The organism is Peribacillus sp. Aquil_B1, assembly GCF_022603275.1.
GTDB lineage: Bacteria > Bacillota > Bacilli > Bacillales > DSM-1321 > Peribacillus.
The window spans coordinates 1-14,739 of record NZ_JAKXEE010000007.1 but is presented as its reverse complement, the minus strand read 5'-3'; the positions used below and the strand labels follow the sequence as shown (position 1 = coordinate 14,739).

General features: G+C 40.6%; 13 protein-coding genes, 9 tRNA genes and 1 rRNA gene. 3 read left to right on the top strand and 20 right to left on the bottom strand.

Features of this window, described 5'->3' with window-relative positions; all coding sequences use genetic code 11:
• Position 1 precedes the first annotated feature (1 nt).
• Together MPH60_RS25630 and MPH60_RS25625 are read left to right on the top strand one after the other, a co-directional pair.
• Positions 2-676 carry a response regulator transcription factor gene (locus MPH60_RS25630; protein ID WP_241594134.1) on the top strand — a complete coding sequence of 225 codons (675 nt, stop codon included), beginning with the start codon at positions 2-4 and terminating at the stop codon, positions 674-676.
• Positions 673-1,707, top strand: a complete 1,035-nt coding sequence (locus tag MPH60_RS25625) for a sensor histidine kinase (protein ID WP_241594132.1) — start codon at positions 673-675, stop codon at positions 1,705-1,707. Before MPH60_RS25630 ends, MPH60_RS25625 begins: the two co-directional genes overlap by 4 nt.
• 382 nt (positions 1,708-2,089) lie before the next feature.
• Here MPH60_RS25625 and MPH60_RS25620 read toward each other — a convergent pair whose 3' ends face one another.
• The 9 genes from MPH60_RS25620 to sigW form a co-directional block, all read right to left on the bottom strand.
• Complete coding sequence (locus MPH60_RS25620; RefSeq protein ID WP_241594131.1) at positions 2,090-2,950, bottom strand: CPBP family intramembrane glutamic endopeptidase; 861 nt, start codon at positions 2,948-2,950, stop codon at positions 2,090-2,092.
• A gap of 83 nt (positions 2,951-3,033) precedes the next feature.
• Positions 3,034-3,582: a hypothetical protein gene (locus tag MPH60_RS25615; protein ID WP_241594130.1), complete on the bottom strand. Its 549-nt coding sequence runs from the start codon at positions 3,580-3,582 to the stop codon at positions 3,034-3,036.
• A gap of 356 nt (positions 3,583-3,938) precedes the next feature.
• Complete coding sequence (locus tag MPH60_RS25610) at positions 3,939-4,310, bottom strand: iron chaperone (protein WP_241594129.1); 372 nt, start codon at positions 4,308-4,310, stop codon at positions 3,939-3,941.
• A 352-nt stretch (positions 4,311-4,662) separates the two neighbouring features.
• Complete coding sequence (gene glmS, locus MPH60_RS25605) at positions 4,663-6,465, bottom strand: glutamine--fructose-6-phosphate transaminase (isomerizing) (RefSeq protein WP_241594128.1); 1,803 nt, start codon at positions 6,463-6,465, stop codon at positions 4,663-4,665.
• Between the two features lie 467 nt (positions 6,466-6,932).
• A complete protein-coding gene (gene glmM / locus MPH60_RS25600) occupies positions 6,933-8,282 on the bottom strand; it encodes a phosphoglucosamine mutase (protein ID WP_101225662.1) in 1,350 nt (449 codons plus the stop codon).
• 56 nt (positions 8,283-8,338) lie between these two features.
• Complete coding sequence (locus MPH60_RS25595) at positions 8,339-9,703, bottom strand: CdaR family protein (protein ID WP_241594126.1); 1,365 nt, start codon at positions 9,701-9,703, stop codon at positions 8,339-8,341.
• Entirely contained in the window at positions 9,696-10,520 is an 825-nt protein-coding gene (gene cdaA, locus MPH60_RS25590; protein WP_137020543.1) for a diadenylate cyclase CdaA, read from the bottom strand. The genes MPH60_RS25595 and cdaA overlap by 8 nt, the downstream gene beginning before the upstream one ends.
• 208 nt (positions 10,521-10,728) lie before the next feature.
• Positions 10,729-11,352 carry an anti-sigma factor family protein gene (locus MPH60_RS25585; RefSeq protein ID WP_241594122.1) on the bottom strand — a complete coding sequence of 208 codons (624 nt, stop codon included), beginning with the start codon at positions 11,350-11,352 and terminating at the stop codon, positions 10,729-10,731.
• A gap of 16 nt (positions 11,353-11,368) precedes the next feature.
• Entirely contained in the window at positions 11,369-11,932 is a 564-nt protein-coding gene (sigW, locus tag MPH60_RS25580; protein WP_048685727.1) for an RNA polymerase sigma factor SigW, read from the bottom strand.
• Between the two features lie 172 nt (positions 11,933-12,104).
• On the opposite strand from sigW, the gene MPH60_RS25575 reads away from it, so the two are divergent.
• Positions 12,105-12,290 (top strand): aspartyl-phosphate phosphatase Spo0E family protein, encoded by a 186-nt coding sequence (locus tag MPH60_RS25575; RefSeq protein WP_241594120.1) that lies wholly within the window; start codon positions 12,105-12,107, stop codon positions 12,288-12,290.
• Positions 12,291-12,427: 137 nt separating this feature from the next.
• On the opposite strand, the gene rocF is transcribed toward MPH60_RS25575, so the two are convergent.
• The 11 genes from rocF to rrf form a co-directional block, all read right to left on the bottom strand.
• Complete coding sequence (rocF, locus tag MPH60_RS25570; RefSeq protein WP_241594119.1) at positions 12,428-13,330, bottom strand: arginase; 903 nt, start codon at positions 13,328-13,330, stop codon at positions 12,428-12,430.
• A gap of 209 nt (positions 13,331-13,539) precedes the next feature.
• Positions 13,540-13,615: transfer RNA gene (locus MPH60_RS25565), tRNA-Ala, on the bottom strand.
• A 21-nt stretch (positions 13,616-13,636) separates the two neighbouring features.
• A tRNA-Gly gene (locus MPH60_RS25560) sits at positions 13,637-13,708 on the bottom strand.
• A 3-nt stretch (positions 13,709-13,711) separates the two neighbouring features.
• A tRNA-Gln gene (locus MPH60_RS25555) sits at positions 13,712-13,786 on the bottom strand.
• Positions 13,787-13,890: 104 nt separating this feature from the next.
• A tRNA-Tyr gene (locus MPH60_RS25550) sits at positions 13,891-13,974 on the bottom strand.
• A gap of 18 nt (positions 13,975-13,992) precedes the next feature.
• A tRNA-Thr gene (locus tag MPH60_RS25545) sits at positions 13,993-14,068 on the bottom strand.
• A 15-nt stretch (positions 14,069-14,083) separates the two neighbouring features.
• Positions 14,084-14,159: transfer RNA gene (locus MPH60_RS25540), tRNA-Val, on the bottom strand.
• A 17-nt stretch (positions 14,160-14,176) separates the two neighbouring features.
• Positions 14,177-14,251, bottom strand: a tRNA-Glu gene (locus tag MPH60_RS25535).
• 31 nt (positions 14,252-14,282) lie between these two features.
• Positions 14,283-14,355 (bottom strand) — tRNA-Thr (locus MPH60_RS25530).
• A 3-nt stretch (positions 14,356-14,358) separates the two neighbouring features.
• A tRNA-Asn gene (locus MPH60_RS25525) sits at positions 14,359-14,433 on the bottom strand.
• A gap of 45 nt (positions 14,434-14,478) precedes the next feature.
• Positions 14,479-14,594: ribosomal RNA gene (gene rrf / locus MPH60_RS25520) — 5S ribosomal RNA — on the bottom strand.
• Between the last annotated feature and the right edge of the window lie 145 nt (positions 14,595-14,739).

Below are 14,739 nucleotides of genomic sequence, written 5' to 3'. Positions count from 1 at the left end.
GATGACAAAGATATTGATAGTCGATGATGATGCACATATTCGCGAACTTATAAACCTGTTGTTAAGAAAAGAAGGATTCGATTTATATGAAGCCTCGGATGGACTGCAAGCATTGAAAGTAATGGAGAAAGTGAAAATCGATTTGGCAGTCATCGACATTATGATGCCTAACATGGATGGATGGCAATTATGCAAGGAGTTACGGGAATTTAGTGATATCCCCATTTTAATGCTGACTGCAAAAGGGGAAACAACACAGAAGGTAAAAGGTTTCGGGCTTGGGGCAGATGATTATCTTGTAAAGCCATTTGAACCGATCGAATTGGTTCTGAGAATAAAGGCCTTACTAAAACGCTATAAAATCACTATTTCACAAACATTAAATATCGGCGAATTAAAGATGAATCGCAACACACATGAAATTTTATTCAAAGGACTGGAATATACGATTCCCTTAAAAGAATTCGAATTGTTGTTTAAATTAGCAAGCTATCCTGGAAAAACTTTTTCCAGGGAAGATCTTATCGAAGACATTTGGGGCTATGATTATGAAGGTGATGAACGAACTGTCGATGTTCATATTAAAAGAGTGCGAGAACGATTTCCAGAATCGGAATTCCCCTACCGGATTAAAACGATTTGGGGATTGGGCTACCGTTTGGAGATAACGAGATGAGAAGCAATCAATTTTTCAAACAAATGTTTGGCACGCTGTTTTTTGTTACGTTTATTTCAATTTGCTTTTCCGCCGGATATTTTATCATTGAACTATTGCCCTTAAGGTTAACCGATTATGTTCAGTTTCTGGCCACTATCCTGACAAGCATCGCAATTATGATATCCATCGGTTATCTTATCCGCGCTATCCACCATAATAAACGGGTAAATATTTACCTCGAGATCATAGATGCCTTAAGGAAAATAGCAAATGGCGATTATAATGTACAATTGGACTTTAAAACGGAAAAGAGAAACGAAATGACGGATATCATTAACCACTTCAATCACATGGCCAAGCAATTGAAGCAAATGGAAGAAATGCGGCAGGAATTCATCTCTAACGTCTCACACGAAATACAGTCGCCCCTTACCTCCATTGTAGGTTTTGCTCAAGCTCTTCAATTTAATAAGCTGACAATCGAAGAACGAAATCATTATCTTCATATAATTGAGACAGAGAGCCGGAGATTATCTAAATTAAGTGATAACCTCCTAAAGCTTACATCCCTTGAATCCGAGCATCATCCTTTTGAAAGGACAGATTTCCGGCTGGATCAGCAAATACGAACCATTATTTTGGCTTGTGAACCCGCTTGGTTGGAAAAAGAACTCGAATTGGATATATCCTTAGAAAAAGTTCCAATAGTTGCAGACCAGGATTTAATGAGCCAAGTATGGACAAATTTAATACACAATAGCATCAAATTCACCCGCCATCGCGGAAAGATCACGATTCGATTACAACAGATTGATAGCCTGGCATCCATAACGATATCCGACAATGGAATCGGCATTTCCGAAACTGACCAGTTCCACATATTCGAGCGATTCTATAAAGCCGACCTGGCAAGGGAACGCTCAAAAAGCGGCAGCGGTCTAGGCCTATCCATCGTGAAAAGAATTATAGAGATGCATGAAGGGACCATATCCGTGAAAAGTGAACTCGGAAAGGGAACGACTTTTACCGTTCTGCTTCCTATTTCGTGAAGGGTTTTGTAAATGTTAAAAACCTTTTTATAATAAAGGGTAATCATTAATGCTCCTGTATTGTTAACAACACTGCCCGTTCGTTGATGATTATCCCCTTTAATGTCAAAGCTTCTGCGTAAATCCAGGATTGTCATCAAGCAACTTTTCGAGTTGAACTATAACAAAGTAACTGGTTTATAGGATTGAAATAAGAATTCGATAATTTTAATCAGATTAATAACACTTATATTATAATCATTGGGGCGTATCGATGGAATCAAATCGGTTTCGATACCCAACGGTTAACAAACCAGCAAGAATTGTTGTGTCAATAAATATGGACATCGATTTAAATGTTATCGTTATATATTAGGTTCCTTTGAATACCTTTAATTAAAATTTATTTTATTGTCAGGAAAAGAACATACATCAAAAACAACAAAATAATATATCTATCAAAGAATTTAACTTTTTCACTTTGAAAATGACTATTTTTTCTTACTTTCATAAATAAGAAAGTTAATATAGATAGAAAAAGTATCATACCACTTATGGAAGTAATTGGGGACACCATTACCTTAAAATAAGTTTCAGTAACCTTATCCGGGAAATGCATGATGATTCTCATTATTTCATTCACTAAAAAGTGAAAAAAAATAGCCGGAACGATACTTCCAGTATAGATGGTTAATAGTGCAAGAGAAATACCCATTACAAATGCAAAAAACAAATTTCCCACCGTCATATGATACATGCCAAAAATAAGGGCACTTATAATTATGGCCGATTTTATGTTCACTCTCTGATATTGTTTTAATAATATACCTCTAAAAAGAATTTCTTCACTAATTGCCACTGAAAAGCCAATCATGATAATGCTGTAAAAACTTATGTTTTTACTACTCTCCATAAGAGTACTAACAATTTTTTCAGCAGTTAGCCATTCGCCCGTTAGTAGATAATGTTGGATCCTACCAAAAAAAACAGTTAGCATGTGAGCTATACCACCCATTAAAATACCAAGAAGAATATATTTTATATGTACCTTTTTAAGCATAATGCTTGATAAGGTTATTTTTTTCTTTTTTAAGAAAAGAAAAAGCACATAGATAATAACCAGTTTACTTATAAAGAAAAATAATTGTTTGTTTATTTGCAAAAAAAGTTCTTGTAATGTAAGTTGGGCAAAAGGAAAAATAATCATAATTAGTATTGTTATATATAATATAAAGCGATGTGTTTGCTTAATATCAGTATCCATTCTTACCCCTTTGTGATACGATATTTTCAATTTTCAAAGAAATCCCTTTTTAGAATAAGGGTTTGTATTTGCACTATTGTAACTTATTTTGTTGCTACTTTTTTATATTTAATGTAGGTTTCATTTCTTTGTTCTGATTTTATCAAATTACCAGTTGGACTATATGTTTTTAGAGTTCCGGTCAATTTCCATGTTTCTTTGTATTGGTTCCATTTTTTTGTTGCCGAATATACCTTTTCTCCGCCACCAGAAACAACTAATTTACCAGCTATCTCCACCTTGAAGGTAAGGTTAAAACTCCAGTTTGTAGTATCAGTCACTTTTTTGTGAAAGACACTTGATTGTCGTTTATCTGTGGCTGTTTTCCAAGTATACCGATTACAAGTAGCACACACTGGAGAAATACCAATTCTATTATTCGTCATTTCTCCTGTGTTTTCATCTACAAGTATAGGTATTTCTTGACCTAAAAGTACATCAGAGCCTGATAGAGTTGTATATTCTGTCAGAAACTCACCTGATTGGCTTTCCTCTTCTAATTCAGTTGGAGAACTTGCAAAGGTTGATATGGGATAAAACCCAAACAAAAATACAGGAATTATTAATATAAAAAGGTATAGTAACTTCTTCATTTCTTCACCCCACCTAATATTTTTTCCTTAGATACACCCCTTATGAATTTTTGATTTAATATCTTAAGTAGTTTGGTTGTAATATTTGTATATTTCGATTTTATCAAAACCAATAGCACAGGGAGTTCCAAATATGGAACTCCCTGTGCTTTTTTTGAACTTTAAACTATTTATAAATCGCAACCTTAAAGGTGAGGTCATAAGGACCGAGGAATCTGCCTTTTTGCCTAGGGAGTTAGATCAGACGGTAGATATGTAATATAACCTCAGGACCACCCACATCGTTTCACTTAACAGAACCTCGAATAATGGTCACTTTAATAGAGGGTCAGCTCACCCTTTATAATCAGCTTTTTTTATTTCCGCCAAAAAGTTGAACAGTCTGCCTTATCCAAGATGTTAAAATCAATCATTTTTTCAAGTAATGAGTAATCAACCGGACCGTCCCACTTGATACGTACCAACTGCTTGGTGTGATCATAGCCAGCCTGCACGATTTCATCAGAGAAATGATCGATCCCTGCCTTTTCAGGGGCAACGGCCAAATGATGTTTGGATACGCTAAAGCCAATGATATATGTGTCATGATCGGTAAACATAGGCTGATTCCATGCGATTTTCGGCATTAAATTTGGAAACTTCTTAGATACCCATGCCAATACTTCTTCCGTTCGGTCCCTATGTAGCGGGTTATCAATATTCGCTAAAAACTCTGCAAAGACTTCCATGTCATCTCTCCTAAATTAAAAAATTTTTATGAAGACTTCATTTTCAGCATCAGCTAAATTTAATGCCAATATGGGGCTCTTTCAACAATGCACCATAGGAGGATCATTACATTGCTCTAATGGATGCCGTAATTACCTACCGATGGATTTGATAGATTGCATTAAACAACTTTATCGTCACTGTACATCGTTTATTCTTAGCCTGCTTTAAACGACTTATCAACCTGAGAGCTTTTCGTCATTTTAAACATAATAAATACCCCTTTGGCTAATCATAGCCAAAGGGGTAAAGCGGTGCAACTTTTTATAAACCGTTGATCTTTATTTAGATCTACATTGCATTCATTCCAACTTACTCAACCGTTACACTTTTCGCAAGATTACGCGGTTTATCCACGTCACATTCGCGGTGCAAGGCTGCGTAGTAAGCAATGAGCTGCAGCGGGATAACAGAGATAAGGGGTGTTAATAGTTCATTCACTTCCGGGATGACGAAACGGTCATCCTCTTCTTCAAGCCCCTTCATGGAAATGATGCAAGGGTTGGCGCCTCGGGCAACCACTTCCTTCACATTACCACGGATGCTTAAGTTGACGCCTGCTTGCGTAGCAAGTGCTATGACAGGTGTACCTTCTTCAATCAAGGCGATCGTTCCATGTTTAAGCTCTCCGCCAGCAAAGCCTTCCGCCTGGATGTATGAAATCTCCTTCAGCTTAAGGGCGCCTTCAAGCACAACATAGTAGTCAAGGGAACGGCCGATGAAGAAGCAGTTTCTCGTAACGGACAAATATTCACGGGCAATGTCTTCCATCTCTTCTTTCGAATCACATAGGGCTTCCATTGCTGTAGCAACGATTCCAAGCTCTTTTACAAGGTCGAAACCATACTCCATCTTACGGAATTGGCCAGTTACATTTGCCAAAATCGACAGGACTGCCACTTGAGCTGTGTAGGCCTTTGTGGAGGCAACGGCAATTTCAGGGCCAGCATGCAGCAAGAGCGTATAATCCGCTTCACGTGACAATGTAGAGCCAGGTACGTTCGTGATGGTCAGGGCTTTATGTCCAAGCGCTTTGATGGCCACTAACACGGCACGGCTATCTGCAGTTTCACCACTTTGTGAAATGAAGATGAATAACGGTTTTTTCGATAATAACGGCATATTGTAAGTGAATTCCGATGCTACATGGACCTCAACCGGAATTTCAGTCATTTTTTCGATGAATTGCTTACCAATCAACCCTGCATGATAGCTGGTTCCGCAAGCGATGATATAAATACGGTCAGCCTCACTTACGGCTTCAGTAATGTTATAATCGATTGCAAGTTTACCTTCTTCATTTTGGTATGCTTGAATGATTTTACGTATGACAGCTGGCTGCTCGTCGACTTCCTTGAGCATATAGTGCGGATACGTACCTTTTTCGATATCACTTGCATCCAGTTCAGCAGTGTACGGAGCACGCATGACTTCTTCGTTGGAAAGGTTCTTGATCGTTACCTTTTCTTTTGTCACGATAACCATTTCCTTATCCATCAGTTCAAGGAATTGATCTGTGACTTGCAGCATCGCCATTGCATCCGAAGCGACAACGTTAAAGTCATTTCCGACACCGATCAGCAGCGGGCTTTTATTTTTTGCGACTAAGATGGTTTCATCATTTTCAGCATCCAATAGGGCAATCGCATATGAACCCTCTAATAGAGTGAGTGTTTGACGGAATGCCTCTTCCACTTCCATGCCCTCGTTCACGAACTTCTCGATGAGTTGAACGATGACTTCTGTATCCGTTTCACTTTTAAAGGCAACATCCTTCAAATATTCACGTTTTAGAATCGCATAGTTTTCAATGACCCCATTATGAACTAAAGTCAATCGACCTGAATTACTTTGGTGAGGATGGGCATTTTCACGGCTTGGCACACCATGGGTGGCCCAGCGTGTATGTCCTATTCCAGTATGCGCCATAGTATTTTCATCCACGGCTCCACGTAGGTCCGCGATTCTTCCTTTTTCCTTAAAGATTGTAACGCCTGCTTCATTTCTCACAGCAATCCCTGAAGAGTCATAACCGCGATATTCAAGTTTTTCAAGACCTTTTAATAAAATTTCCTTAGCATCGTTAAGTCCAATATATCCAACAATTCCACACATAATTTCTGTTCCTCCAACCGATTCGAGGGAACAGGAATGCACGGGGGCATCCCTGCCCCCTCATCTCTGATATATATTTTTTATAAAGGAAATGCCTTAAAGCACTTTTTCCCTTTGTGCATTTCCAACCCTTTGTGCAGTAAGTTGCCCTACTGTTTTAAGATTGGAATTACTGCGGCTGTGCACTTCAGCCGGGAGGTATCCGCCGATCATTCGATAAACCTCCTCCTCGTCAACTAAGCCATTTCTCGTCCAGACTTAGTTCAGGCGCTTTTTTGAATCCGTTTCTCCTTGCCTGCCCTCCTTTTTAAAACAACCATTTTTAAGAAAATGAGTTGTAAATCAGGATAATCATACCTTAAACAAGGGACATAGGTCAATTCTTTATTATCAAGACCTGTGAAAAAGAACTTCTTTATAAAAATATGCATAAAAGGAAATTTCGTTCCTTTTATGCATAGGATTGGTTATTCGTTTATTCCCATTTCCGCTCTTACAACTGCTACGATGCGATCTACATAATTCGTGCATTCCTCAACTGTCGGTGCTTCAGCCATAACACGGACTAGCGGTTCAGTACCGGATGGTCTCACCAAAATACGGCCATTTCCGTTCATTTCCCCTTCAACAGCTTTGATGACTTCCTGTACCTTTTCATTATCGGTCACAGCGTGTTTATCGGTAACTCTGACATTGATCAGCGTTTGTGGATATTTCTTCATCTCGCCAGCAAGCTCCGATAAGGTTTTTTGGGTATCGCTCATGATGTTCACAAGCTGTAAGCCCGTCAATAAGCCATCACCTGTCGTGTTATAGTCCAGGAAGATGATATGTCCGGATTGTTCACCGCCAAGGTTATAGCCGCCTTTTCGCATCTCCTCGACCACATAGCGATCCCCCACTGCCGTCTGGGCACTTTGTATGCCATGCTCTTCAAGACCTTTATAAAAGCCAAGGTTGCTCATGATCGTAGAAACCACTGTTCCCTGTTTCAGACGGTTATTTTCTTTCAAGTATTTCGCACAGATATACATGATTTGGTCGCCGTCCACTATATTTCCTTTTTCATCTATGGCAATGACACGGTCTCCGTCACCATCGAAAGCAAGTCCAACATCCGCACCTTTTTCTTTTAAGAATTCAGCAAGTGCTTCAGGATGGGTGGAACCTACCTTATCATTAATATTCAAGCCATTGGGCGATGCCCCCATTGTTGAGATGTCTGCATCAAGATCTGCAAACAAATGCATGGCCAAGGCAGATGTCGCCCCATGTGCACAATCAAGAGCAACATGAATGCCTGTAAAGTCTTCATCCACTGATTGCTTCAAGTACTGGAGGTACTTTTGCCCTCCTTCGAAATAATCGTTCAAATGGCCTAAATCTCCGCCAACCGGGCGTGGAAGTTCATCCTTTTCCATATCTAATAGTGCTTCAATTTCCGCTTCTTGATCATCGGATAACTTAAACCCATCCGGTCCAAAGAATTTAATGCCATTATCCGCTACCGGGTTATGCGAAGCGGAAATCATGACACCTGCTTCAGCACTTAAGGCCTTTGTTAAATAGGCAACTCCTGGTGTCGAAATGACCCCAAGGCGCATCACTTCAGCCCCAATGGATAAAAGACCGGCAACAAGCGCACCTTCCAGCATTTCACCTGAAATACGAGTATCGCGCCCTATCAGCACTTTTGGTTTTTCTGTATTTCTAGTAAGGACATAGCCACCAAAACGGCCTAGTTTAAATGCCAACTCCGGTGTTAATTCGCTATTCGCTATACCCCTTACTCCGTCTGTTCCAAAATATTTACCCATCTTTATCGCTCCTTCTTCGAATCGTTACTGAATTAAATGATGATGTTAAAGCAAGGTCATGTCTCTTCGTCTTTTTGTGTGATGGTTACCGAAATCGTTTTAGAATCCAGTTCCCAGTCCATTCCCTCAGGTACTGATACCGCCAAATCCACATCATGCGTACCTTCATCTAAATTACTCACATCTACTGTAAGATTAATGTCGTCTTTAGTTATTTTCTTCAAATCGTCCGCCTCACCAAGCAAAGTGATGCTAGTTACATCGGATTCCAATTCGGCATCTTGGTCATCCTGTATGCCCACAGGCACAATTTGTATATTGTTGAAAGTTTTAGACTCAATGGCAGCCGTTTCATCTTTTTCTTTTTCTTCCTCTTCTTCAACTACTTGCTCTTCTTGTTTTTGTTCAGTTTCCTGTTCTTCCTCTTTTACGACTGGCTCTGCACTCTCTTCATCCACATCCACTTTCTCGGTACGAATCTTGACCTTTGCCTTACCCAAGGACATTTTTTGTACACTCTCCGGTTTATTAAGATCGAGTTCCAGTTCTGTATCACCATCGATTTTCGAGATATTTACAGGAAGATTTATTTCATCAATTTTCTCCAGATCCGATTCCGAACCGAATAAGGTGACCTCTTTTGGGTCGACACTCATGCTTGTGATCCGGATGCCATCCTTTGCCTTGCCAGTTTGCTTCGGTTCTATCGAAACCGTCTTGGAAGGAATGCTCACTTTTAAGGAAACGGCAACTGAAGATGGCTCGATCGTCACATCCAGCTTATTCAAGTCCCTGTCCAAGGCTTTAACGGTTGCCTTACCGTTCACCGTTTCGCTAAGTCCCTTACTTATTTCAAGGTTTGCCTTTACATATGAAATTTGTTCAATCGCATCTTTAGCACCCGTTATTTTGACAGTTTTCGGGCTGACTGTTGGCTGACCAGCGGTATATCCCTCTTCAAGTAAAGAGCTATTATACTCGGCTTCAACGGAGAATTCCTTCGTCACCCGTTCCTGAACGTTGACTTCGGCATATTCCGGATCGATCGTCGCCACTAGCTTTTCATTCAAGTCACTTATTTTAAATGTGACAGTTCTGTCCCCCATTGAGATTGCAGGATCAGACAGGTCTACATACACTTTAAAGTCCCTTTGGTTTTTCGCATTTATCAAGAGGCTTTTTGCTCCCTTAAGCGTAACATCAACCGTCTCCGGCACTCCGCTCACCACTAGATTCTCACGGTCATAGTAGACTTCAACCGGAACATTTTCAATAGTCTCCGTACTGATTTCAGGGGCTGTCGATAAACCAAGCGATTTTTTATCCGACTCCATCTCAAAGTTAATGGAAATGAATAAAAGTGCTGCCAAGGCAAAAGCTACGATTCTCATAAACCAAGCGCTATTGGTGAATTTATCCATTCTTTTTCCCCCTCCAGTTAAAGATGCTTGAGGAAGTTGATTTGATGTTTTCCACTACCAGTTCACTTGTAAGCATGGCCTTAAATGATTCTTGATTCAAATCCCGGTAAAGTTCCCCGTTTTTAGTGACGGATATCCCTCCCGTTTCTTCTGAAACGACAATCGTAAGACTATCCGTAACTTCACTCATGCCTATGGCTGCCCTATGCCGTGTGCCAAGTTCCTTTGATATGAATGGACTCTCTGATAATGGCAAATAGCAGGCTGCAGCCGCCACCTGGTTATTTTGCAAAATAACTGCGCCATCATGGAGCGGCGTATTAGGGATGAAGATATTAATGAGCAGTTCTGAAGAAATATAGGATTTTAGGGGGATCCCCGTTTCAACATAATCCCCAAGCTCTGTACCTTTTTCTATCGTAATCAAGGCTCCTATACGCCTTTTTGCCATATAGGTGGACGCCTTTAGGATTTCTTCGACTAAACGCTCTTGCTGATTCTCTTCTGGAACGGTGCCCCTTGCAAAGAGCTTCCCGCGTCCTAATTGTTCAAGTGCCCTTCTCAGTTCAGGTTGAAAAATGACGAGAATCGCCAATACTCCCCAATTCATGACTTGTGCCATTAACCATCCGAGTGTATTGAAACCAAACAGGTTGCTTAAGCTTTTTACAATGACAATTACAAAAATTCCTTTTAGCAGCTGAATAGCCTTCGTGCCTCGAATAATAGTTAACAATTTATATATCACAAACCATACAAGGAGAATATCAATGAAATTTACTACATAGTCCCAAACAGTCAAATTGGTTAAAGACATGTTGTTTCCTCCAGTCAGTATTACTCCAAATACCAATTACAATCTACAATAACCTTAATAGTATACCATTTTTTAAATGATACATCTAAAAACTAGTGTGAGAAATTTACATAGGAAAAACGAATCATGAAAAATGGTTCCCCTTTACTTTAAAAAATAAAGCTGAGCGAAGTCACCGTAAATGAAAAACGGTGCCCTCTCCCAGCTTCTATTCCTTATTCTCCTCTTTAGCAGGAACCAACGAGGTTGCAGTGTCCTTTACTTTATACCACATCCACTCAAAAGCTTGGTCAATAACATGGATGCTCCCAGTCACATTCCCTGCCTTAGACATATATTCATGCCCATTTATGACTGTCACATCTCCCTCTACTTCACCATCTATTTGAATGTTACCATTTTGAACTACCACATTTCCCTTGATTGTCTCACCCTCAGGCACAATCACCGTTTCACCATCGACCACTAAGTTAGGCTGCTTTGACACTGAAAAATGTTCGTCCTGATTATAAGTGGAAAAAACAGATCCTGTCATCAATATGATGAACATCGCTGCCGCTGTCATGAAGGGATGGCTTTTGAACCAACGTTTGGCACCTGTTGTTTTCGTTTCCTTTGGCAATTGAGCCATAACCTTTGCTGTAAAGTCATCCGGGGCCTTTATATGGGAAGTGCTTTGTACAAGAGCGACCGCCTTTTTCATTTCATGAAAGTAATCCCGGCATTCAGCACAGGTATGCAAGTGCTCCCGTAAAACTTCTTTATGCTCCGGTTTGATGTCCTCATCTAAATAATCATGCATATATTCAATGATTTCCTCATGGCAGTTCATTTTTCTCACCTTCTTTTTATAAATGGCGTAGTTGTTTACGCAAGGCTTCCCGACCGCGATGTATCCTCGTCTTAACCGTACCGACCGGCAAATCGAGTATTTCACTGATTTCCTTTAATGATAACTCTTCAATATACTTCAATACGATTACCGATCGGTATTTCTCGGGCAATTTCATTATTTCCACTTGAATCGTTTCCTGCAGTTCTAAAGATTCAACTTCTTCCTCGGGTTTCGCCATATCCGATGCAATTTGGGAATACATATTCAATCCCTCTGTTCCGGCCACCTCTGCATCCAGATAGTAGTCCGGTTTTTTCTTGCGAAGCCGGTCAATACAAAGATTGGTCGCAATTCGATATAACCATGTAGAAAATTTCATTGTTATATTGAAACTCCGAATATTCACGTAGGCCCTTACAAAGGCCTCTTGTGCCAAATCTTCCGCTTCTTGCCTGTTTCCGAGCATCCTGAAACATATTTGGAAAACTTTGTCCTTGTAAATTTCGACAATTTCCCCAAATGCATTATGGTCTCCCTTTAATACTTGATTAATTCTCTCTTTAATGAGTGCATCCATTTTCCGGTATTACCCCCGCTCATGCGGCTATACGATTACTACGAATCGTAAGCTAAAAGGTTTCAAAAATTTAATACATTAATTTTAACAAAGTTTTACATTTTATGTTTAAGAAAAAAAAAACAGGGCTATATAGTAAGAAATTGTAAAATTCAAGGGAGTGATTCTCTATATGACTGCTGAACAAATTTTAGATCATATTGAACAATACAGACAGAAAATGATGTTTTTGGCTTCCCGTTCTTCGATGGTGGATAATGAAGTTGTTGAAGTTAGCAGCAAATTGGATTCTTTAATCATCCAATACATCCATTTAACTAAAAATGGAGATCCTACAGACAGACGTGCTCTCAAGTGAATACGGATATACGATTTCATCCATCAATCTATAACTATGTTCCTGTTACATACACCCTGAAAATAAACCTACGCCTTCTAGCATATAAAAAACAGTAACCCATTACAAGTCGGTTACTGTTTCTTTTATTTTTCCAGTTATAATAATTTTTCTCCAAATAGCGAACCCATTAGGGCGACAGCAACGATCGCCGTTTTATTTCGCTCATCTAAAATGGGATTCACCTCTACGAATTCAGCTGATGTAATCAAGTTGGATTCCGCAAGCATTTCCATGGCCAAATGACTTTCCCGATAGCTTATACCACCAATCACCGGTGTCCCCACTCCGGGTGCATCTGCCGGGTCAACACCATCCAAATCCAATGAAAGGTGGACGCCATCCGTTCTTTTCCTTAGGTACTCAATGCACTCTTCCATGACCCGTGTCATTCCCAAACGGTCGATCTCATGCATCGTGAATACCTTAATCCCTTTCTCACGGATAAGTTCTTTTTCCCCTTCATCCAATGACCTTGCCCCAATAATTACGATGTTTTCCGGTTTCACTTTGGGAGCAAAACCATGGAGATTGATTAGGTCAGGATGTCCAAGCCCGATACTGACAGCCAGGGGCATACCGTGTATATTCCCGGATGGCGAAGTATCTTCCGTATTTAAATCCCCGTGTGCGTCGTACCAAATCACTCCTAAATTTTCATAGTGCTTTGCGACTCCTGCCAATGTTCCTATGGCTATCGAATGATCGCCTCCCAATACAAGCGGGAAGGAGCCTCCTTCTATTATTTCATCAACTTTTGTTGCAAGCAGGGTGTTACCCTTTGCCACAAGCTGTAAGTTTTTTAGATTTGTCCCAGGCTCATCTGCATTTTCAGGTCGCCCTACAATTATATCCCCTAAATCCTCTACTTCTATATTCAAACTTTCAAGCCGCTCGACAATCTCTGCGCAGCGAATGGCGCTAGGTCCCATATCCACCCCTCGCCTTGCTTGACCAAGGTCCATAGGCAACCCGATGACGGAAATTTTCTGAATAGACATACAATTCCCCCTTTCCACCATTTTATATTGTATATGCCGATTGGTTCAACTCGACATTTCCATGTATAAAGATGCACGTTTTCCTATCACATATGTTTTGGGTGAAAAAAGATCTTTCTTGCGATTAGTATACCCAACTATCCCTTGAACAAAAAAAAGTCTTAAGCCAGTTTTGGCTTAAGACGTAAGTTTTTGGTGTATGTAGTTGATGGTGGAGCCTAGCGGGATCGAACCGCTGACCTCCTGCGTGCAAGGCAGGCGCTCTCCCAGCTGAGCTAAGGCCCCTAAGGGATATGAAATATATTAAGCGGAAGACGGGATTCGAACCCGCGACCCCAACCTTGGCAAGGTTGTATTCTACCACTGAACTACTTCCGCAAATGGCTGGGCTAGAAGGGATCGAACCTTCGCATGACGGAATCAAAATCCGTTGCCTTACCGCTTGGCTATAGCCCAATATATGATATGCAATGATTAATATTCAACAAAATAAAAAGGTGGTAATCATATAATTCCCCAATAAAGAGAATATATAACTGATCCACAGGATTTTATTAAAATGGTGGAGGGGGGCAGATTCGAACTGCCGAACCCAAAGGAGCGGATTTACAGTCCGCCGCGTTTAGCCACTTCGCTACCCCTCCGCAATATATGGTTGTAAATGGTGCCGGCAAGAGGACTTGAACCCCCAACCTACTGATTACAAGTCAGTTGCTCTACCAGTTGAGCTACACCGGCAAGTAAAGAATAAAATGGTGGAGGATGACGGGATCGAACCGCCGACCCTCTGCTTGTAAGGCAGATGCTCTCCCAGCTGAGCTAATCCTCCGGATTAATGATTTAAAATGGTGACCCGTACGGGATTCGAACCCGTGTTACCGCCGTGAAAGGGCGGTGTCTTAACCGCTTGACCAACGGGCCGAACTGTTTTGTGTTCATAGATAGATTGGGAAGCTCCCAAGCGGATTCGAACCGCTGACCTCTTCCTTACCATGGAAGTGCTCTACCTACTGAGCTATGGAAGCATATGGCTCCGCAGGTAGGACTCGAACCTACGACCGTTCGGTTAACAGCCGAATGCTCTACCACTGAGCTACTGCGGAATAATATAATGTTTCCTAAAACCCATTTAAAGATTTAAATGAACAGCCTGGCAACGTCCTACTCTCACAGGGGGAAACCCCCAACTACCATCGGCGCTGAAGAACTTAACTTCCGTGTTCGGAATGGGTACGGGTGTGACCTCTTCGCCATCATTGCCAGACTATATTCATTTTTGAAGAATTTTCATTCCTTCAAAACTAGATAATAAGAAGGTATTTCATTTTTCAAAAAGCGTTGGTTAAGTCCTCGATCTATTAGTATCAGTCAGCTCCACATGTCACCATGCTTCCACCTCTGACCTATCA

Coding starts and splice junctions, on each gene's coding strand:
- MPH60_RS25630 (WP_241594134.1), top strand. CDS start 2: ATGACAAAGATATTGATAGTCGATGATGATGCACATATTCGCGAACTT.
- MPH60_RS25625 (WP_241594132.1), top strand. CDS start 673: ATGAGAAGCAATCAATTTTTCAAACAAATGTTTGGCACGCTGTTTTTT.
- MPH60_RS25620 (WP_241594131.1), bottom strand. CDS start 2,950: ATGGATACTGATATTAAGCAAACACATCGCTTTATATTATATATAACA.
- MPH60_RS25615 (WP_241594130.1), bottom strand. CDS start 3,582: ATGAAGAAGTTACTATACCTTTTTATATTAATAATTCCTGTATTTTTG.
- MPH60_RS25610 (WP_241594129.1), bottom strand. CDS start 4,310: ATGGAAGTCTTTGCAGAGTTTTTAGCGAATATTGATAACCCGCTACAT.
- glmS (WP_241594128.1), bottom strand. CDS start 6,465: ATGTGTGGAATTGTTGGATATATTGGACTTAACGATGCTAAGGAAATT.
- glmM (WP_101225662.1), bottom strand. CDS start 8,282: ATGGGTAAATATTTTGGAACAGACGGAGTAAGGGGTATAGCGAATAGC.
- MPH60_RS25595 (WP_241594126.1), bottom strand. CDS start 9,703: ATGGATAAATTCACCAATAGCGCTTGGTTTATGAGAATCGTAGCTTTT.
- cdaA (WP_137020543.1), bottom strand. CDS start 10,520: ATGTCTTTAACCAATTTGACTGTTTGGGACTATGTAGTAAATTTCATT.
- MPH60_RS25585 (WP_241594122.1), bottom strand. CDS start 11,352: ATGAACTGCCATGAGGAAATCATTGAATATATGCATGATTATTTAGAT.
- sigW (WP_048685727.1), bottom strand. CDS start 11,932: ATGGATGCACTCATTAAAGAGAGAATTAATCAAGTATTAAAGGGAGAC.
- MPH60_RS25575 (WP_241594120.1), top strand. CDS start 12,105: ATGACTGCTGAACAAATTTTAGATCATATTGAACAATACAGACAGAAA.
- rocF (WP_241594119.1), bottom strand. CDS start 13,330: ATGTCTATTCAGAAAATTTCCGTCATCGGGTTGCCTATGGACCTTGGT.